This is a genomic window from Paraburkholderia sp. BR13439, assembly GCF_040948805.1.
Lineage (GTDB): Bacteria > Pseudomonadota > Gammaproteobacteria > Burkholderiales > Burkholderiaceae > Paraburkholderia > Paraburkholderia youngii.
On the sequence record NZ_JBFPKN010000011.1, the window covers coordinates 161,295 to 187,314 of the forward strand.

25 protein-coding genes are annotated in these 26,020 nt (G+C 61.4%); 16 read left to right on the forward strand and 9 right to left on the reverse strand.

Annotation, left to right across the window (positions count from 1 at the left end):
- Positions 1-42 precede the first annotated feature (42 nt).
- Positions 43-1,635: a methyl-accepting chemotaxis protein gene (locus AB3X96_RS22335; protein WP_368591424.1), complete on the reverse strand. Its 1,593-nt coding sequence runs from the start codon at positions 1,633-1,635 to the stop codon at positions 43-45.
- A 231-nt stretch (positions 1,636-1,866) separates the two neighbouring features.
- Here AB3X96_RS22335 and AB3X96_RS22340 point away from each other — a divergent pair, with 231 nt between their 5' ends.
- The 4 genes from AB3X96_RS22340 to AB3X96_RS22355 all read left to right on the forward strand — a co-directional run bounded on the left by AB3X96_RS22340 (position 1,867) and on the right by AB3X96_RS22355 (position 4,962).
- Positions 1,867-2,766 carry a LysR family transcriptional regulator gene (locus AB3X96_RS22340; protein WP_176111404.1) on the forward strand — a complete coding sequence of 300 codons (900 nt, stop codon included), beginning with the start codon at positions 1,867-1,869 and terminating at the stop codon, positions 2,764-2,766.
- 129 nt (positions 2,767-2,895) lie between these two features.
- A complete protein-coding gene (locus tag AB3X96_RS22345) occupies positions 2,896-3,681 on the forward strand; it encodes an SDR family NAD(P)-dependent oxidoreductase (RefSeq protein WP_018436029.1) in 786 nt (261 codons plus the stop codon).
- A 340-nt stretch (positions 3,682-4,021) separates the two neighbouring features.
- Complete coding sequence (locus AB3X96_RS22350) at positions 4,022-4,408, forward strand: hypothetical protein (RefSeq protein WP_368591425.1); 387 nt, start codon at positions 4,022-4,024, stop codon at positions 4,406-4,408.
- Positions 4,409-4,419: 11 nt separating this feature from the next.
- On the forward strand, positions 4,420-4,962 hold the full coding sequence (locus tag AB3X96_RS22355) for a nuclear transport factor 2 family protein (RefSeq protein WP_368591426.1): 543 nt from the start codon (positions 4,420-4,422) through the stop codon (positions 4,960-4,962).
- A 93-nt stretch (positions 4,963-5,055) separates the two neighbouring features.
- On the opposite strand, the gene folE is transcribed toward AB3X96_RS22355, so the two are convergent.
- Positions 5,056-5,691 (reverse strand): GTP cyclohydrolase I FolE, encoded by a 636-nt coding sequence (gene folE / locus AB3X96_RS22360; protein ID WP_176111401.1) that lies wholly within the window; start codon positions 5,689-5,691, stop codon positions 5,056-5,058.
- Between the two features lie 190 nt (positions 5,692-5,881).
- On the opposite strand from folE, the gene AB3X96_RS22365 reads away from it, so the two are divergent.
- Positions 5,882-6,859 carry an NAD(P)H-dependent flavin oxidoreductase gene (locus AB3X96_RS22365; RefSeq protein ID WP_368591427.1) on the forward strand — a complete coding sequence of 326 codons (978 nt, stop codon included), beginning with the start codon at positions 5,882-5,884 and terminating at the stop codon, positions 6,857-6,859.
- A gap of 75 nt (positions 6,860-6,934) precedes the next feature.
- On the opposite strand, the gene AB3X96_RS22370 is transcribed toward AB3X96_RS22365, so the two are convergent.
- Together AB3X96_RS22370 and bktB are read right to left on the reverse strand one after the other, a co-directional pair.
- Complete coding sequence (locus tag AB3X96_RS22370; protein ID WP_368591428.1) at positions 6,935-8,602, reverse strand: MBL fold metallo-hydrolase; 1,668 nt, start codon at positions 8,600-8,602, stop codon at positions 6,935-6,937.
- Between the two features lie 40 nt (positions 8,603-8,642).
- A complete protein-coding gene (bktB, locus tag AB3X96_RS22375) occupies positions 8,643-9,824 on the reverse strand; it encodes a beta-ketothiolase BktB (RefSeq protein ID WP_368591429.1) in 1,182 nt (393 codons plus the stop codon).
- A 352-nt stretch (positions 9,825-10,176) separates the two neighbouring features.
- Between bktB and AB3X96_RS22380 the strand changes: the two genes are divergently transcribed.
- The 8 genes from AB3X96_RS22380 to AB3X96_RS22415 all read left to right on the forward strand — a co-directional run bounded on the left by AB3X96_RS22380 (position 10,177) and on the right by AB3X96_RS22415 (position 18,824).
- Positions 10,177-12,111, forward strand: a complete 1,935-nt coding sequence (locus tag AB3X96_RS22380) for an AMP-binding protein (protein ID WP_368591430.1) — start codon at positions 10,177-10,179, stop codon at positions 12,109-12,111.
- A 3-nt stretch (positions 12,112-12,114) separates the two neighbouring features.
- On the forward strand, positions 12,115-13,326 hold the full coding sequence (locus AB3X96_RS22385) for an acyl-CoA dehydrogenase family protein (protein WP_368591431.1): 1,212 nt from the start codon (positions 12,115-12,117) through the stop codon (positions 13,324-13,326).
- 90 nt (positions 13,327-13,416) lie between these two features.
- Entirely contained in the window at positions 13,417-14,565 is a 1,149-nt protein-coding gene (locus AB3X96_RS22390; RefSeq protein ID WP_368591432.1) for an acyl-CoA dehydrogenase family protein, read from the forward strand.
- Positions 14,566-14,584: 19 nt separating this feature from the next.
- A complete protein-coding gene (locus tag AB3X96_RS22395; RefSeq protein ID WP_368591433.1) occupies positions 14,585-15,322 on the forward strand; it encodes an enoyl-CoA hydratase in 738 nt (245 codons plus the stop codon).
- A gap of 48 nt (positions 15,323-15,370) precedes the next feature.
- Positions 15,371-16,165, forward strand: coding sequence for an enoyl-CoA hydratase/isomerase family protein (locus AB3X96_RS22400; protein ID WP_368591434.1), 795 nt, complete (start codon positions 15,371-15,373; stop codon positions 16,163-16,165).
- 52 nt (positions 16,166-16,217) lie between these two features.
- Positions 16,218-16,997 (forward strand): SDR family NAD(P)-dependent oxidoreductase, encoded by a 780-nt coding sequence (locus AB3X96_RS22405; protein WP_368591435.1) that lies wholly within the window; start codon positions 16,218-16,220, stop codon positions 16,995-16,997.
- 21 nt (positions 16,998-17,018) lie between these two features.
- Entirely contained in the window at positions 17,019-18,011 is a 993-nt protein-coding gene (locus AB3X96_RS22410; RefSeq protein WP_368591436.1) for an NAD(P)H-dependent flavin oxidoreductase, read from the forward strand.
- A 132-nt stretch (positions 18,012-18,143) separates the two neighbouring features.
- The gene (locus AB3X96_RS22415) at positions 18,144-18,824 is read left to right on the forward strand and encodes a TetR/AcrR family transcriptional regulator (protein ID WP_368591437.1); all 681 of its coding nucleotides are present in this window, start codon (positions 18,144-18,146) and stop codon (positions 18,822-18,824) included.
- Positions 18,825-18,844: 20 nt separating this feature from the next.
- Here the strand turns inward: AB3X96_RS22415 and AB3X96_RS22420 are convergent, their stop codons facing one another.
- On the reverse strand, positions 18,845-19,732 hold the full coding sequence (locus tag AB3X96_RS22420) for an SDR family NAD(P)-dependent oxidoreductase (RefSeq protein ID WP_368591438.1): 888 nt from the start codon (positions 19,730-19,732) through the stop codon (positions 18,845-18,847).
- A gap of 180 nt (positions 19,733-19,912) precedes the next feature.
- Here AB3X96_RS22420 and AB3X96_RS22425 point away from each other — a divergent pair, with 180 nt between their 5' ends.
- The 3 genes from AB3X96_RS22425 to AB3X96_RS22435 are packed head-to-tail and all read left to right on the forward strand — an operon-like array spanning position 19,913 to position 22,561.
- On the forward strand, positions 19,913-20,356 hold the full coding sequence (locus AB3X96_RS22425) for a nuclear transport factor 2 family protein (protein ID WP_368591439.1): 444 nt from the start codon (positions 19,913-19,915) through the stop codon (positions 20,354-20,356).
- Positions 20,353-21,372 carry an SDR family NAD(P)-dependent oxidoreductase gene (locus AB3X96_RS22430; RefSeq protein ID WP_368591440.1) on the forward strand — a complete coding sequence of 340 codons (1,020 nt, stop codon included), beginning with the start codon at positions 20,353-20,355 and terminating at the stop codon, positions 21,370-21,372. Before AB3X96_RS22425 ends, AB3X96_RS22430 begins: the two co-directional genes overlap by 4 nt.
- Before the next feature lie 37 nt (positions 21,373-21,409).
- Positions 21,410-22,561, forward strand: coding sequence for a Gfo/Idh/MocA family protein (locus AB3X96_RS22435; protein WP_368591441.1), 1,152 nt, complete (start codon positions 21,410-21,412; stop codon positions 22,559-22,561).
- 83 nt (positions 22,562-22,644) lie between these two features.
- On the opposite strand, the gene AB3X96_RS22440 is transcribed toward AB3X96_RS22435, so the two are convergent.
- The 4 genes from AB3X96_RS22440 to AB3X96_RS22455 are packed head-to-tail and all read right to left on the reverse strand — an operon-like array spanning position 22,645 to position 26,000.
- Entirely contained in the window at positions 22,645-23,421 is a 777-nt protein-coding gene (locus tag AB3X96_RS22440; RefSeq protein WP_368591442.1) for an enoyl-CoA hydratase-related protein, read from the reverse strand.
- A gap of 43 nt (positions 23,422-23,464) precedes the next feature.
- On the reverse strand, positions 23,465-24,229 hold the full coding sequence (locus AB3X96_RS22445) for a glucose 1-dehydrogenase (protein WP_176111384.1): 765 nt from the start codon (positions 24,227-24,229) through the stop codon (positions 23,465-23,467).
- 38 nt (positions 24,230-24,267) lie between these two features.
- On the reverse strand, positions 24,268-25,521 hold the full coding sequence (locus tag AB3X96_RS22450) for a CaiB/BaiF CoA transferase family protein (RefSeq protein ID WP_368591443.1): 1,254 nt from the start codon (positions 25,519-25,521) through the stop codon (positions 24,268-24,270).
- 2 nt (positions 25,522-25,523) lie between these two features.
- On the reverse strand, positions 25,524-26,000 hold the full coding sequence (locus AB3X96_RS22455) for a MaoC/PaaZ C-terminal domain-containing protein (protein ID WP_176111382.1): 477 nt from the start codon (positions 25,998-26,000) through the stop codon (positions 25,524-25,526).
- Positions 26,001-26,020 lie beyond the last annotated feature (20 nt).

Sequence of the window (26,020 nt, forward strand, 5' to 3'; positions counted from 1 at the left end):
CGGGACGCTGGAGACATCGTCCAGACATCTACCATTACGGCTTTACGCGGCAGTTCCGCTCAGCAGCGCGTTTCGTTCGTCGCGGGAAAGCGTGAAAACGCACAGCATTTCGGCGAGTCGCTGGGTCTGCTGCTTCATACTATCGGCTGCGGCCGTGTGCTGCTGAACGAGCGTTGAGTTCACCTGCGTCATGCGGTCCAACTGTTCTACCGCAACGCTGACCTGACTGACTCCGGCCGACTGCTCTCGCGATGCCTCCGCGATCTGGCTGACCAGATTGGTTACGCCACGAACTTGTGCGACGATGTCGGCAATCGTCTTGCCTGCTGAATCGACGAGCTTCGATCCTCCTTCGACCGTTTCGACGCTTTGCGTGATCAACGCCTTGATTTCCTTTGCGGCCTGCGCGCTGCGTTGAGCGAGATTCCGGACCTCGCCCGCTACCACGGCGAACCCACGTCCGTCTTCGCCGGCTCTCGCGGCTTCGACCGCGGCGTTCAGGGCCAGAATGTTGGTCTGGAAGGCAATGGCATCGATGACGGAGATGATGTCCGAAATCTTGCTGCTCGACTGCGTGATTTTCTCCATCGTCGAGATAACCTGATCTACTACTCGTCCCCCATCTTCGGCCGCCTGGCTCGCGCGGGCGGCCAGACTACTCGCCTGTCTGGCTGCGTCGGCATTGTGACCCACCGTCGAGTTGATCTGCTCCATCGAAGCAGCCGTCTCTTCGAGACTGCTGGCCTGCGTTTCCGTTCGTCCGGAAAGCTCGAACGTGCCCGCGGCAATATCGTTCGTTGCCTGTTGCATGGTCTTTACGCCATTACGGACGTCGAGCACGGTGGCACGCATGTTGATACTGACCTGATTCAGCGTTCGGAGCACGTCACCGATTTCATCGCTTCGAACGCTGTGGCACGTGGCGCTCAGATCGCCCGCGGCAATCTTCATCGCAGTTCGCGCGGCTTCCTGCAACGGGGCGGCGATGACGTGACACAGGAACACCCCCGCCGCGGAGGTCTCCAGAATCAGCGCGGCGAGTTCGCTCCAGAACGAGAACGAGGAAAGACCGTCAGCGCAACTCGCCAGTCCGAGTATGTCCACCAGGGTGAGCACGCCGAGGACACCCCAGATGTAGCGCTTCAGACCAACCGAGCGAATCCGGCCGGCGGCCTTGCCAACGATGCCGCGTCGCACGATGCGCCCTTGCTCCCATCCGAGCTTTCCGTCATGGTCAGAGCGAAAACGTCGGTACAGTGCTTCGGTCTGCTCGATCTCACCATGAACCGGCTTGCTGAGAACCATCAGGGAGCCGATGTATCGTCCATGCGAAACGAGTGGCGCCATGTTCAAACGGCACCACACGAGGGTGCCACGCTTGCAAGCGAGCTTGATCAGTCCGCTCCAGGGCTTGCCCTGCCTAACAGCCGCTCCGAGGTCGGCCAGTACCGGTTGGGGAACGTCGCGTATGCGGTCCGCTCCCTGCGTAGCCTGGAGTTCCTGCAGCGAAAAGCCCGTGACGCGTTGATAAACCGGGTTCGTATAGACCACCTGAGATTGCACGCCTACGCAGCAGACCATCAGCTCATGGTCCTGTAGCTCGTAATCGCGATTCGTATTGTCCTGTTGCCCCATATCTGTCCAAGCTCACCTGAGCCGCCTTTGATTATTATTCGTATTGTGGAACGACATTCGAAAATGTATGTGGATCGATGCTTGACGTCAAGCTGGGGAGCACCCGATATGTCGTGGGGCCCGCGTTCACCAAGCCGCGTTCAACGATGTGACCAGGGTTCGTCCGCAGTGCCCCGCAACGGGACAAAGGCGATATGCTGGCGGCACCCGATATCAAAGTCATATCAGCTCATGGAATTGCGGCATCTCAGACATTTCGTTGCGGTTGCGGAGACCCAGCACTTTGGCCGTGCGGCTGCGCGACTGGGCATGGCGCAGCCGCCGCTCAGCCAGTCGATCATGCGGCTGGAGGAGCAGCTTGGTATCAAACTGCTCGAACGCACACCGCGAGGCGTTTCGCTCACGCCCGCCGGAGCCGCGTTGCTCGCGGAAGCGAAGCCACTGATCGCGCAAGCCGAGCTGGCCGAGCGGCGCGTGCGGCAAGCCGCCGACGAACTGGCGAGTTTGAGCGTTGCGTTCGTGCCGATGTGCGCGGTTCGAATCATGCCGCTAGCCATTCAGGGGCTCCGCAAGCAATGGCCCGGTGTCGACGTCCGGTTGATCGAGCGCGGCAGTGCTTTGACCGTCGCCAGCGTGAAAAACGGCAGCATTGACCTGGGCGTGGTGGTCACCAGCGCCGCGGACGTCTCGGGTTTGGAAAGCGTGGTTATCGAGCGTCTGCGTGTGGTCGCCGCGGTTCCGGCGAAGTGGCCGGTGGCGACGCAGCGTTCGATTCGCATTGCGGATCTCGCGCGATATCCGCTCATCATGTTCCCTCAGCAGATGTCGCAGCCGCTCTTCGCCGCGTTCGAGGCCGCGCGCCGCGAGGCGGGGCTGTCGCCGCGCGTAACCCAGCAAGCGCGCCATCCTTATACGATGCTCAATCTCGTGGCTCACGAACTGGGTGTCGGCCTGATGCTGGACTCGGCGCGTTACTTGCCCGTGGAGGGTGTCGCCTACATCGACATCGAGGATGTTCCAGCTTCGGGCGAAACCGAAGTGTCGCTGGTGTGGGCGGATAGGCCTCACAAGCCCTATCATCGTTCGATGCTCGACATCATGCGTGAAATCGCGTCGTCGACTGCTACGTGATACCCACAGCAGCTGCTCCTTCCGTCATGCGGATCCTCGTTTATCTTGACACCTTCAAACGGGGCGTTTATTTTTCCGAATGACGTTCATAAAATAACTTGCTCGCGACGCGAGCCAAAAGGAGGAGCAGTGAGCACGAATGTGGCGAGTCTATTCAATCTCGATCAGAAAGTAGCGGTGGTGACAGGGGCAGGTTCGGGCATCGGACGTGAGACGGCCCTGCTGCTAGCGTCGGCCGGCGCGGCGGTGGTCGCGGCGGATCTGAACGAGGAAGCGGCGCAGCAGACGGTCAAACAAATCGAAAGCGCGTCAGGCAAGGCTATCGCGGTCAAAGTCGACATCGGCAATGAAGCGTCGATTCTCGCGATGTACGAAACCGTGCAGGCGAAGCTCGGGCGCCTCGATATTCTCGTCAACAACGCGGGTATCTATCCGAAGACGCAATTCGTCGAGACGTCGGCCGAGAAGTGGGACAAGGTGCTCGGCGTCAACCTGCGCGGCACCTTCCTGTGCATGCGCGAAGCGATCAAGCGGATGCAGGGTGCCAAAAACGGCGGTTCGATCATCAATATTTCGTCGGTGGCTTCGCTGCAGCCGGTGATTTTCGACAACGGCGACTACGGCGCATCGAAGGCGGGTGTCAACAACCTCACGAAGGTCGCAGCTCTCGAATTCGCACCACATGGAATTCGCGTGAACGCAGTGCTGCCCGGCGGCGTGGCAACGGAGGGCGCGGCCGCATCGACGAAGGTTCATCAGGCCCACGGGCCCATTACGCAGCCTGGCCGCATGCCGCTGGGCCGCATCGGTGTCGCCTCCGATATCGCGAGGGCTGTGCTGTTCTTCGCGTCGCCGGCATCGGACTATGTCACCGGGCAGCTTCTCGCTGTCGATGGCGGCTTCCAGGTCTCCTGATTGCCCGTCCGCGTCTCATTGCCGAACCCGTTGCACACATGACCATGTGTGCAACGGCCGCTCGCGCATGCGATCCGGTCTATCCCTTCACGGCTAGTGAAAACACCGACGCCATTAATTGAACGACTTGTTGCATAACAGTTTTCCGTGACCTAGGATGTCTATCTAGAGGCGCCATGCAAGCGCCCGCCAGGCATAAGTCTGATCGGAGACATGCGATGTACTTTCTCGACAGCGATTTACGAGGTCCACTTGCGGACTACACGTTCGACTATCGTCGTCAGCGCGCTGAAAACGGCGCTCCCTCGTCGAACGAATCGGCTCGCGCAAGACAGCCGAATTGGGTGACGCGCGCGCTGGAAGCAATGGCGCCTGGTACTCTCGGCAAACTGCGCATGGGGGGCCGGACACGATGAAAACGCTGACTCGCGAGAGCGCACGAGAAGCGCGCAGAGTATGGGTGCCGCTCATTCTTCTGTCGATTTCGGCAGCAGCGGTCTGGCTGCTGCAACGTGACCTGCACATGGAAGAACTGGGTCGGTCCGCGCTGTTCGGCGTCGTGATGACGTTTGCCGTGCTTGGTTTGACGGCACTTGCGGGCATCATCGGATGTGCGATCGCGAGCCGTGCGCGAGCGCAGGAAACTGATTTGTCGACAGGCGAAGGCTATTGCTTCGTTGGCGCCGTTATTGGCGCGGTCGTCTTTTTTGTCGCCATGACCATCTAACGGTAAAAACGATGAATGACGAGTTGAACGCACGCGTGGAAGCGCTGTTGGACAAGCAGGACATACTCGAATGCGTGCACCGATATTGTCGCGGGGTCGACCGCATGGACCGTGAGTTGACGCTGTCGGCATACCATTCGGGCGCCATCGACGATCACGGCGCATTCGTTGGAAATGCAGAGGAATTCGTCGACTGGGCTTTTGGATACCATACCGAGCATCAGCTGTCGCACCACCATATGGTGTTCAATCACAGCGTCGAATTGCAGGGCAATGAGGCGCACGCGGAAACGTACTGGCTTTTCTTCGGAGAAAATCGCGTCAAGCCGGACACGCTGGCGGTGGGGCGCTATATCGACCGCTTCGAGAAGCGTGATGGTGTGTGGGCGATCGCGGCTCGTGTCTGCATCTCTGAAGCTATCAACGAACTCACGCCTGCAGAAGTACCTGCGGCATGGCGTGAAATCCTGATGAGCAACGGCGTTAGTTCAAGAAATCGTGAAGACGTTTCTTATGAACGGCCTCTAACGACGCGTCAACCCGCCGAGGTTTGAAACCGTACGCAAGCCTGTAACGACACTTGCCGCGGATACGCGAATCGATTTGCCCAAAAAGCCAACGTCGGCTGGAAGCCGACGTTGGCTTTTTTAGCTATTGGGTAATGGAGTATTCGCGCCGTGACCGACAATCGAGAGAAACTCGCGGCGCGTGGAAGGATCGTCGCGGAATGCGCCCAGCATTCGACTCGTCACCAGCGACGCGCCCGGCTTATGCACGCCCCGCGTGCTCATGCACTGATGTGCGGCTTCGAGAATGACGGCGACCCCCTTGGGTTGCAGCACGGTGTTCAACGCGTCGGCGATCTGAACGGTCATCTTCTCCTGAATCTGCAGACGCTTGGCATAGACATCGACGAGGCGCGCGAGTTTGGAAATGCCGACCACGCGATGCTCGGGCAAGTAGGCAACGTGCGCGCGTCCGATGATGGGCACCATATGATGTTCGCAGTAGCTTTCGAAGCGAATGTCCTTTAGCACCACCATCTCGTCATAGCCATCCACCTCGGAAAACGTGGTTGCCAGGATCTGCATTGGATCGGATTCGTAGCCCGAGAAGAACTCGCGGTATGCGCGCGCGACGCGTGCGGGTGTTTGAATGAGCCCTTCCCTTTCGGGGTTGTCGCCTGCCCATCGGATGAGCGTACGCACGGCTTCTTCCGCTTGATCCAGGGTCGGGAGAACCGACGCTTCCTCAGCGCTAATCTCGTTGTCTCGCTTGTTCATCAATTCTCCTGATCGTTCATGCCTCGTGCAATCACGTGCGTGTCCGCGAGTGCAGCACATGAGCATCGGCAATGGAGAAGTGTATATAATTGCACGATGTTCGTAAATATAAACGAGTGACGCATTTCACACGCGACGCTCGACCGCTGCACGTTGACGAATCAGGATCCACTTACACAGGAATCAGCAGATGAAAACGCGCATTACAGAGTTGCTTGGGATTCGATACCCGATTGTTCAAGGGGGCATGATGTGGGTGGGCCGCGCGGAATTGGCCGCTGCTGTCTCGAACGCCGGTGCGCTCGGAACCATCACCGCTCTCACTCAGCCCACACCGGAGGCATTGCGCAACGAGATAGCTCGCGTTCGCTCGATGACGGATCAGCCATTCGCCGTGAACCTGACAATCCTGCCGACGATCAAGCCGGTGCCGTACGACGAGTACGTGCAAGCGGTCGTGGAGAGCGGTGTGCAGATCGTCGAAACGGCGGGACGCAATCCCGAGTCATATATGCCGTCATTCAAGGCTGCGGGGATCAAGGTGATCCACAAGTGCACGTCGGTGCGTCACGCGCTGAAAGCCGAGGCGTTGGGGTGCGACGCCGTGAGCGTGGACGGATTCGAATGCGCCGGCCATCCCGGTGAGGACGACGTGCCGAATCTGGTCCTGTTGCCGGCCGCGGCCGCGAAGCTGCGCATCCCGATGATTGCCTCGGGTGGCATCGCCGATGCGCGCGGCATGGTCGCCGCACTCGCGCTCGGCGCGGATGGGATCAACATGGGAACGCGTTTCATGGCAACGCGGGAGGCGCCGATTCACGAGAACGTCAAGCGCAAGCTAGTAGAGCATGATGAGCGCAATACGGCATTGATCTTCCGCACGCTGAAGAACACGTCGCGTATCTTCAGGAATTCGGTAGCGGAGCGAGTGCTGGAACTGGAGCATAAAGAGGGTGCGACGTTTGCGGATCTCAAGCCGCTCGTCAGCGGGGAGCGCGGCAAGCGTATGTACGAGACGGGCGATACGGAAGATGGAACGTTCCCGGCCGGTCTGGCAATCGGGCTTATCGAAGATATTCCCACCTGTGCGGAACTCGTGAATCGGATGGTGGCTGAGGCGCGCGCACTCATTCATGACCGGCTGACCGCGCTCGTAGCAGAGAGCTGAAGTCGAAAGAAGACGGCAATCGAATGCGGCTGTCCGCGCTTGGGATTCCACGGGCGTGGACAGCCGATACGGGCATTACGAGTGCAAGCAGGCGTGCGAGATCAGATGACGGTGTTCGTCGAGCCGTTCGAGATGAGCCAGCAGCGACCGGGAAGCGGCTGGCCACAGTCTTTCGGGAACATCGGTGTAAGCAAGCCGCAGCCAATCGTCGATCGAACCGCTCGGCAGCGCCTTGACCGCGTCGGCGATCTTTGCTTCACGGGCGATCCGGTGTGCCTTGAGGCGCGTGATCTGGTCACGCGCACGGTCGAGCACGTACCCGTGTGCGGGGAGAATAAATTCGATCTCACGTTCGGTACAGATCGCGTCGAGTCGGTCTAGTGACGCAAGGTACGCCGTCATATTGCCGTCCGGAGGATCGATGATGGTCGTGCTGCCATTCAGAATGTGATCGCCGCTGAATAGCAGTCCGTCCTCCAGAAGGACCAGGCAGACGTGGTTGCTTGCGTGCCCCGGCGTCGAGACCACGAGCAATCGATGTGTCTCTCCGTCATGCTCAAGCGTGAGCACCTCGCCGTCGAGCAATTCACGGTTGGGGACGAAGTGATTGCTTGCCTTGGCGGCAGGTCCGGACGGCACGCCGAGGATGGGTGGCTCGTGCGGGCACATGGACTGCAGCGGCCTCGCTCCGGGCGCATGGTCCACGTGGGAGTGCGTGCAGACGATCATGCGAATGTCGCCGCCCGTTGCAGAGAAGATGCGTTGAAGGTGCGCGAGGTCGCCTGGTCCCGGATCGACGACGATGAAGCCAGTCGTCGCCGTGCCGACGATGTAGCTATTCGTGCCTGAACCGGTCATCAACCCGCCGTTCGTCGCGGTCAATCGCATCACGTTTCGCAGGAGTGGGATCGCTTCTGTGGATCGCCAATCGAGACAGTGGAGCACCTGGCCATCGGGGCACACGAGGCGCAGTTCGCCGTATGGGGTATCGCCTTCCATGCACCGCATGACACTGCCTGCTTTCATCCCACCACGCGGACAACTGCTCCAGAGTGACTTTTCCGCCCTACACGCGGCGAGCAGTGCATCAACCGAGTCGAACGAGCGAAGGCGCTCGAGCGTGCGCACCGTTGGGAAGATCATCGCGAAGTCGCCAGCGGCATGGCGTGCCAGCGCCTCGTCGGGACGGACCCACAAGGGTTCGAACTGCTCGGCGCCGTCCGCGACCGCGGTTTGATCGACCGGCATGCGCGCCACGAAAAACTGGACGTCAAAGCGCCGCGGCAGATCACGGTCGGTGATCCAATGAGCAAACGGATAAACGCAATCCGCAGCGAGCGTGAGCCCATGCTGCGAGCAATGGTCCTCGATCGCTGTTGCCCGCTCGAGCTTCGCAATATCGTGGTCGTCGACGAGCACACCGTCGTGTCGCCATGCCAGCAGCACGCCGAGTTCTTCGAATGTTTCCCGAATGGCAGCCACGGCCTGAACCGCCTGCGTATCGTCTTGCGTGGCGCGCCGTCGTGCGCTGCCGGCGATTCGTGTATCGGAGCAGTCGATCGCTCCGCCGGGAAAGACGAACGCGCCCGGCGCGAAGCTCGCCTGCGCCGACCGTCGTGTCATCAGCACTTCGATGGTTGGCGAACCTTCGTACAGCGCGTCGCGGACCAGGAGCATCGTCGCAGCGGGGCGTGGCGCCACCGGCTGTCGTTGTGCGTGAAGCAGTTGTTCGGGACGTACCACGTCTCTCCCTCTGGTTGAACGGATAACGCGGCGGAAAGCCTTAAATGCGCTCGAAGATGGCCGCGATGCCTTGACCCCCGCCGATGCACATCGTCACGAGCGCATAGCGGCCGCCGCAACGATGCAACTCGTGAATGGCTTTGACCGCAATGACGGCGCCGGTCGCGCCAATCGGATGACCGAGCGAAATACCCGACCCGTTCGGGTTGACCTTGGCGCTGTCGAATTCCAGTTCCTTCGCCACCGCGCAAGCTTGCGCGGCGAAAGCCTCGTTCGCTTCGATCACATCGAGATCGGCGACGGTCAAACCCGCGCGCTGTAGCGCCTTCCGTGTTGCAGGCACCGGACCAATGCCCATGAATTGCGGGTCGACGCCCGCGTGAGCCCAGGAGACCAGTCGCGCAAGAGGACGAAGGCCACGTTGTTGCGCGGTGCGGCCGGCCATCAGTAGGACAGCTGCGGCGCCGTCATTAAGACCGGACGCATTGCCGGGCGTGACCGTACCGTCCTTCTGGAAAGCCGGGCGCAATTTGGCGAGATCGGCGCGGGTCGTGCCCGACCGCACATGCTCGTCGGTATCGAAAGCGATCTCGCCTTTTTTCGTACGCAAGGCTACCGGCACGATCTGCTCGCGGAAGTTGCCGTCGTGAATGGCTTGCAGAGCGCGCCGGTGCGATTCGACGGCGAGCGAGTCCTGGTCGTCGCGCGTGATGCCGTATTTCTTCGCGACGTTCTCTGCGGTTACGCCCATATGGCAAGCGCTGAACGGATCAGTCAACGCGCCGACCATCATGTCGATCAGACGGATGTCGCCCATGCGCGAACCCCAACGCGCGCCGGTCGCCACGTAGGCTGCGCGCGACATGCTTTCCGCACCTGCGCCGATCGCAATTTCGGTGTCGCCGTGCGCGATGGACTGGGCGGCGGAGATGATTGCCTGGAGGCCGGAACCGCACAGCCTGTTGAGCGTCAGCGCCGGTGCTTCGGCGCTGACGCCGCCTTCCATCGCGGCGACGCGCGCGAGATACATGTCGCGAGGCTCGGTATGGATCACGTTGCCGAACACCACATGACCCACATCTTCACCCGGCAGATTCGTACGCTCGAGCAGCGCGCGAACGACGGTTGCGCCGAGCGTCGTTGGCGGAACGCTCGACAGCGCGCCACCGAAATCTCCAATAGCGGTGCGAACGGCTGCGGTGACGACGACCTCATCCGACATGACGGCTCCTTGGTCCCGAGAATCGGTTACGATCCGGTTCGTGTTTAACAATATGAATGATGTTCGAAAAGTAGCGCATTTTCGCTTTCATGTCCACGCAATTGTGCAGTGCGCAAGGATGAGATGGTGCCGAGCATTTCGTGCTTCATTCGCGCCGGATCGCGGGTTGGATATCCGGCTTCCTTGTGGGTGACAACGGATAGACGCGGGTTCGATTTCGCGCTATGCTGGTTCAACATGATGATCGACGTTCAATTATTGGTTTGTCTTGATCCGCGAGATTTGCGTGTATCGGATGGCGATGCGAGCGCGCGCGAGACATGACTTGCCAGATAACAACAGGACGATTCAGATGGATGCAGGTACGGCTTCGCACGATGCCCTGATGGATGTGCCGTTTCGCCCGATCCGCCTCGGCAGCATGGACGCGATCGTCGAGCGAAGGCCCGATGGAAGCGTGGTGTATGAACTGAAGGAACCGCTCGAACCGTATCCCGTCCGCTTGACGGAGCGGCTCGAACACTGGGCGAGTGTCACACCCGAGAGTGCGCTGCTCGCGCGGCGGACGCCGGACGGCAAGTCATGGGAGTCCCTGACCTATCGCCAGGCGTTCGACGGTGCGCGTGCGCTGGGGCAGGCGTTGCTCGACCGAGGCTTGTCGCCGTCCCGTCCGTTGATGATTCTTTCGGATCGGAGCTTCGAACACGCGCTGTTCGCGCTCGCCGCATTGCACGTCGGGGTTCCCTATATTCCGGTGACGCCCGCATATTCGCTGTTGTCGCAGGACTTTTCGAAGCTCAGGCAACTCGCTGCCGTATGCACGCCCGGCCTCGTCTTCGCTGATGACGGCGCGCAATATGGCCGTGCATTGCGCGAAGTGTTCGGCGACGTGGAATGTGTCGTCGTCGGTCCGTTGCCGGAGGGGTGTGCCGGTTCGCGGGTCGCCGACTGGCTGAAGACGCCGGTTACGGCCGACGTCGAAAAGGCGTTCAACGCGGTCGGCCCCGATACGGTGGGCAAGATCATGTTTACTTCGGGAACGACGGGCGCACCGAAAGGCGTCATCTACCCGCAACGCATGTTGTGCAGCAATCGACAGCAAGTCGCCCAGGTGTTCGCGTTTCTTCAGGATGGGCCACCGGATCTCGTCGACTGGCTGCCGTGGCATCACACCTTTGGCGGCACGCACAACTTCGGCATGGTGCTGTATGGCGGGGGTACGTACTACCTGGACCCAGGCAAGCCGACGCCGGAGGAAATTGGTCCGACGGTGCAGGCGTTGCGCGAAATCGCACCGGTCGTCTACCTCAATACGCCTCAAGGGCTGGCCTCGCTGATTCCGCATCTGAAGGCGGACGACGCGCTGCGCAAAAAATTCTTCAGCAAGCTTGCGCTCATCTACTACGGCGGCGCTAGCCTGCCGAAGCACATCTGGGCGCAACTCGACGAGCTCGCGGTGCGAACCATCGGCCAGCGTGTTCTTATCATGTCGGGCATCGGCGGGACGGAAGCGGGTCCCACGCCAATGTCGGCAGCCTGGGATCCGCGACGCGAGGCGATTGCGGGCTTGCCCGTGCCCGGCGTCAAAGTGAAAGTGGCTCCGGTGGACGAGAAGCTGGAAATCCGCTTTTTCGGCGACTGTGTTACGCCCGGCTACTGGAAAGATCCCGAGCGCACCGCCACCTCGTTCGACGACGAGGGCTATTTCCGCTCGGGTGACGCCGCAACCTTCATCGACCCGCAGCGTCTGGAACTTGGACTGCGTTTCGACGGACGCATCGCGGAGAACTTCAAGCTATCCACGGGTACATGGGTCAACGTCGCGGAGTTGCGACTGTACGCGCTGAACGTGTTTGGCCCGTATGCGCGCGACATCGTGATCGCCGGGCACGACCGCGAATACCTGAGCGCGCTCGTCTTCCCCGACATCGAAGCGTGCCGTGCGCTTTGCGACGACCTTCACGATCCGATGCCGGACGTCGACCAGATCATCAACAGCCGCGGGGTGCGCGCCTTCTTCCAGGCGGGGCTCGACAAGCTCGCCGCGCGTGCTGGCGGTAGCTCTGCCCGCATTGTCCGCATCGTGCTCGAAAGCGAGCAGCCGACGCTCGATAACGGCGAATTGAGCGCGAAGAGCGCAATCAGCCAACGCAATGTTCTCGAACGGCGTCGTGGCGTCGTGGACGAGCTCTATTGCGTGCCGCCCACGCCGCGCACTCTGGTCGGTAGCGCTGCCGCGGCAGCGGATGCAGATCGAGTTCAACGTACTGAAAACGCTGGAAGCTAAACAATGGATTTTCGCGTAGACCCTGCGGACATGGCGTTCCGTGAAGAAGTTCGGGCGTTTCTCAAGCAGCATCTGCCGGCGGATATGGCCTTTCGCGGGCAGCAGGGGTTTCTCGCAGGCGATGACGATTCGCAGCGCTGGACCCGCATTCTGCATGAGACGCGCGGATGGTCAGTGCCGCATTGGCCGGTTGCGGACGGCGGCACAGGCTGGAGCGCGATGCAGCGCTACATATTCGAAGAAGAGTGCTATCTGGCGGGTGCGCCGGCGCAGAACCAGGCGGGTGTGTCGCTGGTTGGCCCCGTGATTTGCGAGTTCGGCAATGAAGAGCAGAAGCGCCGCTTTCTGCCGCCGATTCAACGCGGGGAAGTGTTCTGGGTACAAGGCTTTTCGGAGCCGGGCTCGGGCTCCGATCTCGCGTCGCTGCGTACGACGGCGGTTCGCGACGGAGACCATTACATCGTCAACGGGCAGAAGATCTGGACCAGCTTTGGCACCTCTGGCCAATGGAATTTCGTGCTGGTGCGCACGGATACCGAAGCGAAGCCGCAAAAAGGCATTTCCTTTTTGCTGCTCGACATGAGGTCGCCGGGTGTTACCGTGCGACCGATCGGCTCGCTCGACGGCTGCAACCACCTTGCCGAGGTGTTCTACGACAACGTGCGCGTGCCCGCCGAAAACCTGATCGGCCAAGTGAACAAGGGCTGGGGGTATACGAAATTTCTGCTCTTCAACGAGCGCGCGTTCCTCGGCGCCGAGGCCCCGGCGCTCAAGCGCTATCTGCGCAAGATCCGGCACTACGCGTCGCGCGAGCACGCGGCCGGCAAGCCGTTGATTCAGGACCCGACGTTTGCGGCGCGTCTTGCGCAGTATGAGCTGGAGGTTCGCGCCATCGACATGGCGGTGCAGAAGATCCTGCATCAAGGGATCGACGAGCGCAGCGGCGGAATGGCAATCGGCTCCATGCTAAAGGTGCGAGGTTCGGAGCTCCATCAGAAGCTGACCGAGATGCTGCTCGAGGTAATCGGCGACTACGGTGCCGTGTTCTATCCTGATCCGAACGAAGAGCGAGCGCTGCGCGACTCGTCGTTTATCGGGCCCGAGTACGCGCCGGGCCTCGCGGCAGAGGTTTTCTATCGACGTGCTTGCACGATCTATGGCGGGACGGCCGAAATTCAGCGAAACATCATCGCCAAGGCGATGTTCGACCTGTGAGCTCGAGTCGATCCACGAACATCTGTCGATTCCCGTTGGGGGGAATCGCATCAATTGCCGGCAGAAAAAGGGTGCAGCATGGATTTTGAGTTGAGCGACGAACAGCGGATGCTACAGGAAAGCGCGCAGCGCTTTGTGCAAAAGAGCTATACGTTCGAACATCGCCGCAATCTGGCCTCGAAAGAAGGAGGCTTTTCGCGCGACACGTGGCGCACGCTCGGCGAAATGGGCTGGCTCGGTATCGCCGTTCCGGAGGAAATGGGAGGGCTCGGTTTCTCGCCCGTCGAAAGCGCCATTGTGGCCGAGCAGATCGGCCGCGCGCTGGTGTTGGAACCGTATGCGATGTGCGGTGTGTTTCCCGCGTCGTTGGTTACGCGCTGTGGGCGCGAAGGGCAGCGCGAGACGCTGCTTGCCGAGATCGTCTCGGGGCAGGCTGTTTATGCGGTCGCGCACAGCGAACGCGAGGCGCGAGGCCAGGTGCACTATGTGACGGCCACCGCCACGAAAACCACTGACGGGGCGTGGAGGCTGGATGGCTACAAGACGCTCGTGGTGGGCGCACCTGTTGCCGATCGCCTCCTCGTCGTCGCACGCACGGCCGGTGCGGCCGGCGACAAGGATGGCATCGGTATTTTCGTCATCGATCCGAAGCAGGCAGGCGTGACGCTCAAGACCTGCGCGTTGCTCGACGGCACGCCATCGGCCGACTTGCTACTCGAAGGCGTCGTGGTGGCGCAATCCGATGTCTTAGGCGAAGCGGGCAATGCCTTCGAAGGGCTGCAGGCCGCCGCCGACGAAACGATCGTCGCGATCTGTGCGGAACTCGTAGGCGATATGGAGGATGCCATCGAACTCGCTTCGGAATATTTGAAGACCCGCAAGCAGTTCGGCGTCGCGATCGGCAGCTTCCAGGCGCTGCAACACCGGATGGCCGACATGGCGATCGATGCGATGCAGGCGCGAGCAACACTGGATCGCGCATTGCTCGCGCTCAGCGAGAACGGGCCAAATAGAAGCGTCGAGGTTTCAGGCTGCAAGGCGCAGACCACTCGCAGCGCGAAGTTCGTGACGCAGCAAGGCATCCAGTTGCACGGCGGTTACGGCATTACGAACGAATACAAGGTGGGCCATCACTATCGCCGCCATCTGGTACTCGACGCGTTGTTCGGCAACATGGACTATCACCTGAATCGTTACGCACGGCAGATTCAGTGCGAGGTATTGGCTGCGCTGGCGTGAACCCTATCGAGGAATTGCGATGGACGCGAAAGTAACCGAGTTGCTCGGCGTGACTCGAGAAGACGCCGTTCTTACGCTGACACTGAATCGGCCCGAGGCTCGCAACGCGCTGAACCTTGCATTGACCGAAGCACTCGTCGGCGCGTTGAACCGCTTCGAAGCGGACGAAAGCCTGCGTGTGCTGATCGTGACCGGCGCCGATCCGGCCTTTTGCGCGGGGCTCGATCTGAACGACTTCTCGGCGCCCGATGCGCCGCGCTCGTGGGTCGCGGAAATGATCGATATGTGGCCGCGCATCACCAAGCCGGTGATCGCGGCGGTCAACGGCGCTGCCGTTACCGGCGGTCTGGAACTTGCGATGGGATGCGATTTCATCATCGCGTCCGAGCGCGCGCGCTTTGCCGATACGCATACGAAAATCGGCGCGCTCGCCGGTGGCGGTATGACTGCGAGATTGCCATATATCGTGGGTGCGAGGTGGGCCAAGCAGATCAGCTTTACCAGTGACCCGATCGACGCGGCCACGGCGTGGCGCATTGGCCTCGTCAACGAGGTGGTCGGCCACGATCAACTGATGGAGCGGGCAAGCTCACTCGCGAAGACGATCGCGAGCCGCCGGCCCGATCTCGTCGCGACGGTCAAGCGCGTGATCGATCAGGGTGCGCTGACTTCACTGGAAGAGGCCTTGCGAATCGAGAAGGCTGCATTGGCGCAAAGAAAGAAGAATGGCGGCATGGCGTGGCAGGTGGGGACATAACCGGCTGCCCAACCAAAGCGCTTAACTCAAGGGACGTAATGTACCCGCATGGCAAATCTCTACGATCTTCCAGACGATATTCAGGTGACAGCCGCCGGCGGCCTGCGCATCATCACGCTCAATCGGCCAGACGATCTGAACGCGTCGACCACGGAGATGCTGTTCAGCTATCCCAAGCTTTTTGCTGCGCTAGCCTCGGACCCCGACGCGCGTGTCGGCATTCTCACCGGTGCGGGACGAGCGTTCAGCGCTGGCGGAAACATGAATCACTTTGTCAAGACGCTCGACGACCCCGAGTTCGCCGCGCACGTCCAGGAGAACGCGCGTCGAACGATACACGGCTTCATCGACGTGCCGATTCCGCTGATCGCTGCGGTCAACGGGCCGGCGGTCGGCTGGGGCGCGACAATGGCGACCTTGTGCGACATCGTTCTGATGTCGGAGAAGTCGTTTCTCGCCGAGCCGCATATCAACATCGGTCTGGTCGTCGGTGATGGGATCTCCGTGGCGTGGCCGCTCTACACCAGTCTGCTGCGAGCGAAAGAACTGATCTTCACCGGCGACCGCATCACACCGCAGCAGGCAGTCGAATTCGGTCTTGCCAATCGCGTCGTCGAACCTGAAAAGCTGATGGACGAGGCCTTGACGCTTGCTGAAAAACTGCTCAAGCAACCGCGCAATGCGCTGCGCGAAACCAAGAAGCTGATGAACCTGCATCTTCATCGCAGCGCGGCGCAGATGCTCGACACGACGCTTGCGCGGCAGTTGGCGGCGACGCTCAGCAACGAGCATCATCAGATCGCGTCGTCTTTCATCGCTCGGCAGAAACGCAAGCAAGGCTAATTCCGCTCGCCGAGTCTCGTGTTCATCCGTCCGCTCATTTCGTGGAGTACCAATGCGCTCATCACTATTCGACCTCACCGACAAGGTCGCGATCGTCACCGGATCGAGTCGCGGCATCGGTTACGCCAGCGCCCTGGGCATGGCGGAGCACGGCGCGAAAGTCGTCATTTCCGGCCGGAACGCCGACGCCTGCGAAACTGCGGCGGAAACCATCAACGATAAGATCGGCAGCCGCGTGGCCATGCCGTTCGCGTGCAATATCGGCCGTAAAGCCGAACTGCAAGGACTAGTGGCCGCGGCGAACGGCGAGTGGGGCCGAGTCGATATCGTGATGGCCAATGCGGCGATTCATCCGTGGATCGGATCCACCCTGGATCTGCAAGACGAAACGTTCAACAAGTTCATGCAGGTCAACGTTCAGAGCAATATCTGGCTCGCGCAATTGACCGTGCCTGGCATGATCGCGCGTGGCTATGGCCGCTTCATTTCGGTGGCATCCGTGGTCGGATTGTTCGGTGATGCCGCGACGGGAACTTACGGGCTCACCAAAGCCGCCGACATGCAGCTCGTGAGGAACCTCGCGATGGAATTCGCAGCACAGGGCATCACCGCCAATTGCATCGCGCCCGGAACGTTCAAGACCGAGATGGCGCGATCGCAATGGGAGGACGAGGCGATGGTCGAATGGTACCGTGGCCGCAATCCATCGCAGCGCTTCGGCGAGGTCGAGGAGATCGCCGGGCTCGCCGTGATGCTCGCTTCGCCTTCGGGCGGTTACATCAACGGCCAGACGATCGCGGTGGATGGCGGCCACACGATTTCGTTTCGCTGACGTGCGGGAGGAAATGGCATCGTGCGCCCCCACACGTTCAGCACGCGAATCACCGATCTGCTCGGTATTCGCCACCCGATTCTTTGCGGCGGTCTCGGGCCGCGCGTATCCGACGCACGGTATGTCGCGGCGGTGGTCAACGCAGGCGGCATGGGCTTCATTGTCGGCGCGGGCTTTCCCGATTCCGACGAATTCCGCAATGAGTTGCGCACCTGCCGTGAGCTCACCGGTGCCAGGAACTTCGGCGTCAATCTGTACATATCGCGGCAAGCGGGTGGCGTGGAGCGGGTCAAGCAACAGATCCGCATTCTGATCGAAGAGAAGGTTGCCTGCGTGGAGACGGCCGGTGCGAGCCCGGAAGCGGTCGTGCCGCTGCTCAAGGAGGCGGGCATCAAGGTTTTGCACAAGGTGCCCGCCGTGCGCTATGCACATACGGCGGCGCGGATGGGCGTCGACGGCGTGATCGTCGTCGGTAATGAATGCGGCGGCCATCCAGGCGTCTACCAGATCGGCAGCATCGTGCAGGCCGCGCAGGCCCCGCGGGAAATCGGCTTGCCGGTCGTGATCGGCGGCGGCATCGGCACCGGGCGGCAGCTTGCAGGGGTGCTGGCGATGGGCGCCGACGCGGTCCTGATGGGTACTCGCATGATGGTCGCCGAGGAGCTATGGATTCATCCCGAGGTCAAAGCGAAGGTCGTGGCGGGCGACGGCAGCGAAAGCGTCGTGGTCAAGTCTGCGATTCGCGATCACCACCGCGTGCTGCGCAACGAGAGCGCCGAGGCGGTCATGGAACTGGATCGTGCGCAGGTGAGCGAGTTCGAGCGGTTCCGTCCGCACGTGATGGGCGCGCTCGCGCACGAGGCTTATGTGACTGGCGACACACGCAAAGGCATGATCGACTACGGGCACGCCGCGGTCTTTGCTGACGCGGTCCGGAAGGTCGAGGCAATTTTCGATGAGATCATCGACGACGCGGTGGCGGCGTCGAGCCGGTTGAACAGACTGATGACCTAGACGGCCAGCGCGGCGACGATAGAGCGAGCAGCAGCGCGTTACGAGGCTAAGGCGGTTGCGACCCCCAGGCTACAATCTGACGCGAAGTGGTTCCAATACCGGCGAACCATACGCATCATCTATCGACAAGTCATGAGCGCAGAGAAAAGGTCGCGAGCCGCGCGTAAGGGGGAGGCTTTACCACGCGCAAAACGGGGTCGCCCATTCAAGGCCGATGCAGAGAGGCGCCAGGACGAACTGCTCGACCATACGCTGGAACAGTTCATGGCCGTCGGCTATCGAGCCGCGACGATGGACGGCATTGCGGCATCGTTTGGCGCGAGCAAGTCTACGATCTACCGGCGCTATGGAAGCAAGGCGGGCCTGCTGCGCGCGGCGATGGAGCGCGGCGTTCCGCTGCTGCTCGATCCGCTCACCAACGTGTCCACCGACGCACGTCGTTCGCCGCGCTCCGTGCTGCGCGACTATGGGGAAATCATCCAGTCCTACCATGCGGACCCGAGCATACGCGCGATGTGGAGGGCGGTAAGCGAGGCGCGAGAAGAACTGGACGAGATGCTCGAAGACGTCGTCGATCAGCAAGACAGGGCGTTGGCTCCGATCGCCGAGTATCTCACTGCGTTGGCACTCAACGGAAAGATCGTGGTCTCCGATCCGCGCGCGGCGGCCGCGTGCTTTGGCGCGCTGACGAGCGGCGGCCTCGCCAGCTTCCTTGGCGAGCCGCTTCGCGATAAAGAGCGGCATGCCGCGCTAGAGCTCGCACTTACGCTGTTCCTCGACGGCATACTTCCGCGCGCAATGGATCGGAAGTAGTCGCGATTTCCGTTACGGCATTAGCCAAACAGTTTGCGCAAGGTGCCGCCCATCGGAACGGGGAGCGTTGCGCCATCGTCGTATGGCCAGCGCAACATGCCGAGGGCGGCCGCGGCGCCTCCATCCACATGCAGCACCTGACCCGTGACCGATTTCGCAAGGTCAGACGCGAGGAACAATACGGCATTCGCCAGATCGTCCGCACTCGGAGGAGCTTGCAACGGGATGTACATCTCGAAGGCCTTCGCCCACCACTCGGGCGGGGCATCGGCGTTGAGCGAGCGCCAGGGTTCGGGAATGGCGGCGGCGTTGCCCGCGCTGGGCGTCGTGTCGGGCGCAATCAGGTTCACGCGGATTCCGAGCGGACCGAGCTCCCAGGCCATTGCCTTCGAGAAGTGGGTCGTTGCGGCCTTCGCGCCAGCGTAGACTGCGAAGCCGCCGGCGCCGCGATGCGCTTCGATGGTCGTAAAGTTCACGATCGAGCCGCCACGGCCGCTGCGCTGTAGCAGCGGTACTGCGTGGCGCATGGATTCAATCACGTAGCCGAAGTTGCGCTGAATGTCGTCCGCGCAATCGCGTTGCGTGCGTTCGATGAACGGCTGCATACCAGTGCCGCCAACCACGTTCACGAGTAGATCGATCGCATCGAAGAAGCCGGCAGTCGCGTCATAGAACTGCGCGAGCTGCTCTGGCTGTGTGGCATCCGCGTGCATGCCGAGCACGCGGCGGCCGAGCGCTCGCAATTGCGCCGATGTGTCCGCAATGCCTTCGTCATCGATGTCGCACAAAGCGATATCGACGCCGGCCTCGCCTAGTGCCAGGGCGACCGCTTTTCCAATTCCTGCGGCGCCGCCAATCAACACCGCTCTGCGACCTTCAAGTGCGCCTCTGCGATCCAGAATACCCATTCGCCTTGTCCTTTCGTTTGGTGATGTGCGCGACCGAAGCGTGTCGCAATCTCATGTATTGAATAATGGTACTGGCGGTGCTATTGTTGTTCAAGACGATCAAGGCAATCCGCGGAACACGTGATAGCGGGTTTCGCTAAAGACTCCGATGCGACCGCGTCGATCAATGGAGGAACCCGAGTGACCGACATCGAAAAGCTTCTTGCAATCGAGGAGATCAAGCAACTCAAAGCGCGTTATTTCCGTTGCATCGACACAAAGAACTGGGACGGATTCAAATCCGTGTTCGCGCCTGATGCCCGGTTCGATATCAGCGATGACGTGCCCGGATGCATTCTCGTCGGCAGGGAAAAAATCGAACAGGCAGTCAGTGTTCCTCTTGCGGAATGCGTGAGTGTTCATCACGGCCATTGTCCGGAAATCGAGATTACGTCGGGCACGATGGCGAGCGGCACCTGGGCGATGGAAGACATGTTGCGCTGGGAAGCGGACTCGGGATATCCGAATCGCTCGCTCCACGGCTACGGCCACTATGTCGAGACCTACGAGAAGATCGACGGCCAGTGGCATATCAAGAGCATGAAGCTGCAGCGACTGCGCGTCGATGTCGCAGCGCCGGCATGAACGCGCAGGACGTGTTGGATGCGGATTCGACAATTCGCTTCGACGGCCGCGTTGCGATCGTGACTGGCGCGGGAAGCGGATTGGGCCGCGACTATGCGAAGGCGTTGGCGGCGCGTGGCGCCGCCGTCGTCGTGAACGATCTGGGAACCGATCCGCGCGGCAATGTGCTGTCGGACATCGGTGCCCGGAGCGCGGCTCTGGGTGTCGTCGAAGAAATCGGAACCGCAGGTGGCAAAGCGATCGCCTGCCATGAAAGTTGCGCGACGAGAGCCGGTGGAACTGCAATCGTGGACGCCGCGCTGAACGCATTCGGCAGGGTCGATGTCCTCATTCACAACGCCGGATTTCTACGCAACGCGCCATTTGAGGAACTCACTGACGAGCAGATTCGCTCGATCATGGATGTTCACCTGATGGCCGCATTTTATGTGGGCCAGCCAGCGTGGCGCGCGATGCAGGCCGCGAAATATGGGCGAATCGTCCTGACCAGTTCCGCATCCGCGATGTTTGGTTCCGTGTGGCAAGCCAACTACGGTGCCGCAAAAGCGGGTTTGGTGGGGCTGATGAACAGTATCGGCACGGAAGGCGAGAAGTACGGCATTCAGGTCAACGCGTTGCTCCCGTGCGGCGCCAGCCGGCTCGGTCAGGGCAGCGATGAATGGCCTGCCGATTTCCATGACGGTATGCCGGAAGATTTCGCACTGGTCGCGCCGGGCATCCGCAACGAATTTGTCGTGCCGATGGCGATATGGCTGGCAAGTGAACGGTGCAAGGCCAATCGCGCGCTCTACACGGCAACGGGCGGGCGGTTCGCACGCGTTTTCGTCGGCGAGGCCGATGGGTGGTTGAGCCAGCACGGCCGTCCTCCTACGCCGGAAGACATCGAGCGACATCTGGCCGAAATCGATGACACGACGCACTTCGACCAGCCGCAAAGCGTATGGGGAGAGTTCGAATCGATCATCAGCGGCTATCGCGCCGAGGCAAAGCGGCGACTGGACCCGACAGGACTTTGACCAACGACAGGGAGCAACGAGACATGGAGAAACGATCGTGACACGCAGAATCGGCATCATCGGCGCCAACTGGAGCCTGAAAGTGCATGGCAGCGCCTGGCGGCTATTGCCGGATGTGGAGGTGGCGGCAGTCTGCACCGCGCACCGCGAGACCGCCGAAGCAGCGGCGAAAGCCTTCGGCGTGCCGCGCGCCTATTGGGACGTCGCGGATCTCGTCGCCGATCCCACTCTCGACATCATCGATGTCGGCAGCCGGCCTTCGTATCGCTATGGCATGGTGATGGCCGCGCTCAACGCGGGCAAGCACGTCTATGACGCGCTGCCGTTCGCGGTCGATACTGAACATGCGCTCGCGCAGAGCGAACTGGCCGCGAAAAAAGGGCTGGTCGGTGTGGTCGATGCGCAGTTCCGCTGGGTGCCCGCGGCGATGCACATGCTGAAGCTTGTTTCAGAGGGCTTCCTTGGCGAGCCACTCGGTTTCAATTTTCAGCTTCTTCAGCCATTGCGTAACCACGATGGTTTCATTTATCCCCATGCTTCCTATCCTGGTGGTGGCGTGTCGCCGTACAAGTGGTTAGCCGAATCCACAAGCGGCGGCAGCGCATGGCGCAATTTCGGCAGCCACATGGTCCTGTTTCTGATGCCATTGCTCGGCCGGGTGAAGGCGGCGACCGGGTCGGACACGACGGGCATCAAGCAATGGCGTTTGCCGGACGGTAGCACGTACGCGCCAGACACCGCCGATCTCGGCTGCGGCGTGTTGCGCATGGAAAACGGCGCGTTGGGCACGATCCAGACAAGCTGGGCAGTCGCCGACGGCCCCGGCATTCGTGCCGAATTGTGGGGAACGAAAGGACGCCTGCTCTACGTCGATCCTACGTTCGGCGATGGCATTTCATCGCGTCTCTATGCGGGCAAGCCGGAGCCGTTCGAGTTCGGCACGGCCGCAGGCGAATGGCTCGAAACCCCGGAGCACTATTTCGCCGTGCCGGGAACGGGGTTCTCGAAACAGAATGCTCCGTCGTACATGGTGTCGATGGGCTGGATGTTTCACGACATGCTCGAAGCGATCAAGCACGAGCGCACACCATCGCCGAGCTTCGAAGAGGCTGCCCACGCGCACCGGGTAGTGGAGGCGGTGATCGAGTCCGGCCGCAGCGGACGATGGATCGAGATCGGCAATCGTTGAAGCGGCCAGCGTGGCCCCTCACTACTCGAGCCAGGTGGACGGGCGGCGGCTCGCACGCCCGTCGCCCACGCTTCTTCTTTCTCTTACTTCACGTACTTGCGGAACTCCGGCTTGCGCTTTTCGCGGAATGCATTGCCGCCTTCCTTCGATTCATCCGTGTCGTAGTACAGCGCGAGCGCCTGCATTGCGAACGCACCGATACCGCGGATATTCTCGGTGTCGATATTGAACGAACGCTTCGCCAGCGCAATAGCGGTGGGACTCATCTGCAGAATCTCGTCACACATCTTCTTCGTTTCGGCGTCGAGCTGTTCGGGCGGCACGACGGCATTGATTAGACCCCAGTCGAGCGCCTGTTTCGCGCTGTATTTGCGGCACAGATACCAGATTTCCCGCGCGCGCTTCTCGCCGACGATGCGCGCGAGGTAGGCGGTACCGAAACCGGGATCGACCGACCCGACCTTCGGTCCGACCTGGCCGAACACCGCGCTCTCGGAAGCGATGGCGAGATCGCATATGGTCACGAGCACATTGCCGCCGCCGATTGCGTAGCCGTTCACCCGGGCAATCACGGGCTTCGGAATGTCGCGGATGATGCTTTGCAGTTCCTCGATCGGCAGACCGACGGTGCCGCGCCCGTTGTAGCCGTCGCCGGACTGGTCGCCGCCCGTACAGAATGCCTTGTCGCCGGCACCCGTGAGCACGACGACGCCGATATCCTTGTTCCATCCCGCGAGGCCGAAAGCCTTGATGAGCTCTTCGACGGTGTTGGCGCTGAATGCGTTGTAGACCTTCGGGCGATTGATGGTGATCGTCGCGATCCCATCCGCCTCGTGATAGCTGATGTCCTTGAATTCCATGTCGTAGTCCAATGTTGTTGGTCGTTTGCGGCAGCGGTGCCTTTTAGCCGGCCATCGTCAAACCGCCAGACACGCTGATGACCTGGCCGCTGATGAAGGCGGCGTCGTCACTCGCGAGGAAGGCAACCACGCCCGGGATGTCGCTCGGGTCGCCCATGCGGCCGAACGGTACGGCCTTCACGAGGGCCGCCTTGATGCGCTCGCCTTTCTCGCCTTGCGCGAGGTTGTCGAGAAGAGGGGTCGCGGTGGGACCCGGGCAAACCACGTTGACGGGAATCATCTGGCGAGCCATTTCGCGCGCCATCGTCTTCGTGAATGCGATCAGGCCGCCCTTGCAAAACGAGTACACCGCTTCCATCGAGGAGCCCACGCGCCCCGCATCCGACGAGATATTGACGACACGGCCGCGGCCGCGCTCGGACATCCGTCGCAGCACGGCATGGTGCATGTTCAGCGGTCCGTACAGGTTGATCGCAACCACCTTGTCCCAGAACGGCTTCTCCGTTTGCAGGAAAAATGCGCCCATGTCCCAGCCGGCGTTGTTCACGAGAACCTCGATCGGTCCCAGTTCTTCTTCGACTCTCGCCACCGCGGCATGCACGCCTTCGTGGTCCGTGATGTCGACGCGGTACGCGCGCGCCTTGCCGCCCGCTGCTTCGATCTCCGCCGCAACACGCGCCGCGCCCTCTTCGTTCAGATCGAACAGCGCAACGGTCGAGCCTTCCTCGCCGAATCGCTTGCTGATGGCTGTTCCGATCCCGCCTGCGGCGCCGGTTACGATGACGACCTTCTCCTTGAGCCCCTTCATTGATTCCCTCCGTAATATGCGAGGCGCTTTCGCGCCAGTTAATCCTTGCTCAGCGCTTCGGAAACTTCGTCGGCTTTTCCCGTGGCCCGGGCGAGCAGCGAGCTGGCCTCGTCTTCGCTGTAACCCGCTTCGATCAGAACCTGGATGCTGTGCTCGCCGAGATTCGGCGGCAGATAGCGAACGTTGCCGGGCGACTCGGAGAAGTGCACCGGTATCGAGGTCATTACCATGTCGCCTTCGGTTGGGTGCTCGAAGCGCTGGAAGAAGCCGGTCTCCTTGATGTACGCATCGTGCATCAGGTCTTTCAGGTCGCGTACCGGGCCGTGCGGCACGTCGGCGGAGGCGAAGATCGCGTTCCATTCCGCGGTCGTCTTGTTGCGGATCGCGTCGCCGACGATGCGGTACAGCTCGTTGATGTTGCGCATGCGCTCGGTCATGTGACAGAAGCGCGGGTCGTCGAGCAGATGCGCGGCATCGATTGCGCACAGCACGCGGCGCCATTGCTCGTTGTTCACGGCGAGCACGCAGATATGCCCGTCTTTTGTCGCGTAGGGTCGGCGGTGCGGCGAGAACATGCGCGGATAGCCGAGACCGGTTCCGTCATTGGAGCCCAGCGCACCTTCCCAAAGATGCTCGAACAGATTGAATTGCAGCATCGTTTCGAACATCGGCACATGCACGAGTTGGCCGACACCGGTCCGCTCGCGGTGATAGAGCGCCATGCCGATCGACGACGCCAGCACGTAGCCGCAGAACTTGTCGACGATCACGGTGGGGAAGTAGCGCGGCGAGCCATCCGTGTCGCGGTTCATCGAGGCAATGCCGCTCTCGCCCTGGATCACGTCATCGAAAGCGGGGCGGTCCTTGTAGGGACCGTCGATTCGATAGCCCGCGCCCGACGCATAGACGATGCGCGGATTGCGCGCCCGCACCGTCTCATAGTCGATGCCGAGGCGCTCGGCCGCGCTCGGGCGCATGCTGTGCACGATCACGTCGGCGGTCTCGACGAGCTTGAGCAGCGCTTCGCGGCATTCGGCCAGCTTGAGGTTCAGGATCACGCTCCGCTTGTTGCGGTTCATGATCGTATAGAACACGGCCATGTCGGGATTGCGGCCGGGACCGTTCTTGCGGTTCTGGTCGCCTTCGGGCGGTTCGATCTTGATGACGTCCGCGCCCATGTCGCCGAGCAACTGCGTGGCGACCGGACCGAGCACGTTGATGGTCAGATCGATCACGCGGACACCGGCTAGCGGGCCGGTCGCCTGTTCGAGAGGTTGTTGTGGATTTTCCATGCTCAGGCCTTGTACTCCTTGCCCTTAACGAGCCTGAGCGGCGTGTACACCATCACTTCGGTGCCGTCCTGCTTGACCACGCGGTTGCGGGTGCGCACGAGCCCGAGGCCGGGACGCCCCTTGCTAGGCCGGCATTCGATCACTTCGCATTCGACATGGATCGTGTCGCCCACGTAGGTCGGGCCTTTGATGTCGAGCTCCATGTTCAGGAACGCAAAGCCGACGCCCTGCATGGTGGCCTGCGTGAGTAGCCCTTCCATGAGCGTAAACACCAGCGCCCCCGGTGCGACACGGCCCTTGATGGCGGATTGCTCGCGCAAGAACTCGGTGTTGGTGAACAGGACTTCCAGCATGCCGGTCACCGAAACAAAATTCACGACATCCGTTTCCGTGACCGTCCGGCCTACGGTCTTGAACTTGCGTCCAACGGGCAGATCCTCCCAGTGAATCCCCAGACCAACCGTTTCGATTTCTACCATTGCCTGTCCTCTGTTGTTGT

Bases quoted from the DNA above. Each gene is read 5' to 3' on its own strand.
- AB3X96_RS22355 (WP_368591426.1), top strand. From the start codon at position 4,420: ATGAATGACGAGTTGAACGCACGCGTGGAAGCGCTGTTGGACAAGCAG.
- AB3X96_RS22405 (WP_368591435.1), top strand. From the start codon at position 16,218: ATGCGCTCATCACTATTCGACCTCACCGACAAGGTCGCGATCGTCACC.
- AB3X96_RS22415 (WP_368591437.1), top strand. From the start codon at position 18,144: ATGAGCGCAGAGAAAAGGTCGCGAGCCGCGCGTAAGGGGGAGGCTTTA.
- AB3X96_RS22445 (WP_176111384.1), bottom strand. From the start codon at position 24,229: ATGAAGGGGCTCAAGGAGAAGGTCGTCATCGTAACCGGCGCCGCAGGC.
- AB3X96_RS22380 (WP_368591430.1), top strand. From the start codon at position 10,177: ATGGATGCAGGTACGGCTTCGCACGATGCCCTGATGGATGTGCCGTTT.
- AB3X96_RS22400 (WP_368591434.1), top strand. From the start codon at position 15,371: ATGGCAAATCTCTACGATCTTCCAGACGATATTCAGGTGACAGCCGCC.
- AB3X96_RS22430 (WP_368591440.1), top strand. From the start codon at position 20,353: ATGAACGCGCAGGACGTGTTGGATGCGGATTCGACAATTCGCTTCGAC.
- AB3X96_RS22335 (WP_368591424.1), bottom strand. From the start codon at position 1,635: ATGGGGCAACAGGACAATACGAATCGCGATTACGAGCTACAGGACCAT.
- AB3X96_RS22420 (WP_368591438.1), bottom strand. From the start codon at position 19,732: ATGGGTATTCTGGATCGCAGAGGCGCACTTGAAGGTCGCAGAGCGGTG.
- AB3X96_RS22440 (WP_368591442.1), bottom strand. From the start codon at position 23,421: ATGGAATTCAAGGACATCAGCTATCACGAGGCGGATGGGATCGCGACG.
- folE (WP_176111401.1), bottom strand. From the start codon at position 5,691: ATGAACAAGCGAGACAACGAGATTAGCGCTGAGGAAGCGTCGGTTCTC.
- AB3X96_RS22365 (WP_368591427.1), top strand. From the start codon at position 5,882: ATGAAAACGCGCATTACAGAGTTGCTTGGGATTCGATACCCGATTGTT.
- AB3X96_RS22455 (WP_176111382.1), bottom strand. From the start codon at position 26,000: ATGGTAGAAATCGAAACGGTTGGTCTGGGGATTCACTGGGAGGATCTG.
- AB3X96_RS22340 (WP_176111404.1), top strand. From the start codon at position 1,867: ATGGAATTGCGGCATCTCAGACATTTCGTTGCGGTTGCGGAGACCCAG.
- AB3X96_RS22385 (WP_368591431.1), top strand. From the start codon at position 12,115: ATGGATTTTCGCGTAGACCCTGCGGACATGGCGTTCCGTGAAGAAGTT.
- AB3X96_RS22450 (WP_368591443.1), bottom strand. From the start codon at position 25,521: ATGGAAAATCCACAACAACCTCTCGAACAGGCGACCGGCCCGCTAGCC.
- AB3X96_RS22395 (WP_368591433.1), top strand. From the start codon at position 14,585: ATGGACGCGAAAGTAACCGAGTTGCTCGGCGTGACTCGAGAAGACGCC.
- bktB (WP_368591429.1), bottom strand. From the start codon at position 9,824: ATGTCGGATGAGGTCGTCGTCACCGCAGCCGTTCGCACCGCTATTGGA.